This window comes from Paenibacillus ihumii (genome assembly GCF_001403875.1).
GTDB classification, from domain to species: Bacteria; Bacillota; Bacilli; order Paenibacillales; family Paenibacillaceae; genus Fontibacillus; species Fontibacillus ihumii.
The window spans coordinates 1-1,787 of record NZ_LN884288.1 but is presented as its reverse complement, the minus strand read 5'-3'; the positions used below and the strand labels follow the sequence as shown (position 1 = coordinate 1,787).

Here is a 1,787-nt window from a genome sequence, read left to right as displayed (position 1 = left end):
AACAGATTGATGCCTGTCTCTTATACACATCTAGATGTGTAGAAGAGACAGACCAACATCAACAACAGTGCCACCGCCAACCCCAGAACCAACTTCAACACCAGAGCCAACCTCAACACCAGGACCAACATCAACGCCAGAACCAACCCCAACACCGGAACCAACATCGACACCAGAACCAACATCAACGCCAGAACCAACACCAACGCCAGAACCAACATCGACACCAGAGCCAACCTCAACACCAGGACCAACATCGACACCAGAACCAACATCAACACCAGGGCCAACACCAACGCCAACTCCGAGCCCTACTTCTACGCCATCATCAAGTTCCGGTGGATATGTCTGGAGGCCAACGCCATCTCCTACCCCGACACCGTCGGCGTCGCCAAGCCCCGCTCCAACACCGACACCAAGTTCTAGTGCAACTCCGAGCATAAGTCCAACGCCATCTCCAACAATAGAGCCAATCTCCGATATATTATTACCGGATACCGATCCAGATGATCAGCCGCCTTCTGATCAGCCAGATAATACGGATGATATTGAAGAAGTATCCTTAAAGACGCTGCCTAAAACTGGAGAAACCAGCTCTTTGCCGTATTATATTGCTGGCCTTGGAACTGCGATTGTAGGGTTTATTTTTAGAAGAAAAGGCAAAAAATCAAGTTAAGCGGCTCTTGAAGTAAGGAGGTAATCCTCCTTACTTCTTCATTATGATTAGTTGTTGCAATTGCATATGAATAGTCGCCTCTTAGGTTGAAGGAGAGTTAATATGAAAAAATTCATTTCCTATACATTAATTATGCTAGGTTTACTTATCATGCTGTACCCCAAAGCTAATGAGTATTATGAAAATGCTCAAACTGATGAGCTTTTGCAAGGCATAGAGAGTAATGCTGATATTGAAGACGATGATGCGACTGCGGAGCGAAAGCTACTAATGGAATACAGGGATGCTTCACGTATTCTGGATGAATCGTTTTTAACTGAGGAAGTAAATGATCATATTTTAGTTGAAGAAACACATGCTGTGGAGAAAAGTACAGTTACCAACCAAGGACCAAATGAACCAAAAGCAATAGCTGTTATTAAGATTGAAAAAATAAAGCTTAATCTTCCCGTACTAGAGGGAGCTACCAAAAAGAATATGAAATATGCCGCAGCCCATCTTAAAGAAACGGATGCTCTAGGAGAGCCCGGCAATGCAGCCATTGCTGCTCACCGGGCGAGAACCAAAGGAAGGCTGTTTAATCGGCTCAATGAGATTGAGGTCGGCGACGAGATTCGGATCGAGGTCGGAAGTAAAGCTTATGTATATGAGGCCGAAAAAATTTCAGTAGTCAAGCCTACGGATGTTTCAGTTTTAAAAAGAGAGGGAAACGAACAAGCAATTCTAACATTAATTACATGCGAGCCAATAAATAATCCGACGCATCGGCTAATTGTGAAGGCTAAGTTAAAGGATGTTTCAACTTTATAGGTAGTCCGTAATTTTCCAATTGTTTTTGCGGATGATTTCTGATATATTAATTAATACCGCTTCGAGCGGTGCTCTAAATAGAAAGCAATTCATAATCTTCGAAAAAAAGACTTGCTATTTAGAAGAGGATATGTTATATTATAAGAGTTGTCACTGAAACAACGGCGACACACAAAAAAACGAAGTTGATCTTTGAAAACTGAACAACGAGTGAGCGGGTTTCACGGAAGTGAAATCTAAATAATAGAGTCAGATGCAAATCTGATCTCGTCAGATTCAAAATGAGCTTAATCAGCTTATT

General features: G+C 42.4%; 3 protein-coding genes. 2 read left to right on the top strand and 1 reads right to left on the bottom strand.

Annotation, left to right across the window (positions count from 1 at the left end; all coding sequences use genetic code 11):
* Nucleotides 1-30: 30 nt before the first annotated feature.
* Entirely contained in the window at nucleotides 31-441 is a 411-nt protein-coding gene (locus tag BN2762_RS27420; protein WP_055105036.1) for a hypothetical protein, read from the bottom strand.
* Here BN2762_RS27420 and BN2762_RS28270 point away from each other — a divergent pair.
* Nucleotides 440-676 (top strand): LPXTG cell wall anchor domain-containing protein, encoded by a 237-nt coding sequence (locus tag BN2762_RS28270; protein ID WP_392391548.1) that lies wholly within the window; start codon nucleotides 440-442, stop codon nucleotides 674-676. The two genes, BN2762_RS27420 and BN2762_RS28270, sit on opposite strands and share 2 nt — an antisense overlap.
* A 102-nt stretch (nucleotides 677-778) precedes the next feature.
* Nucleotides 779-1,486 carry a class D sortase gene (locus BN2762_RS00005; protein WP_055105035.1) on the top strand — a complete coding sequence of 236 codons (708 nt, stop codon included), beginning with the start codon at nucleotides 779-781 and terminating at the stop codon, nucleotides 1,484-1,486.
* The last annotated feature ends 301 nt before the right edge of the window (nucleotides 1,487-1,787 follow it).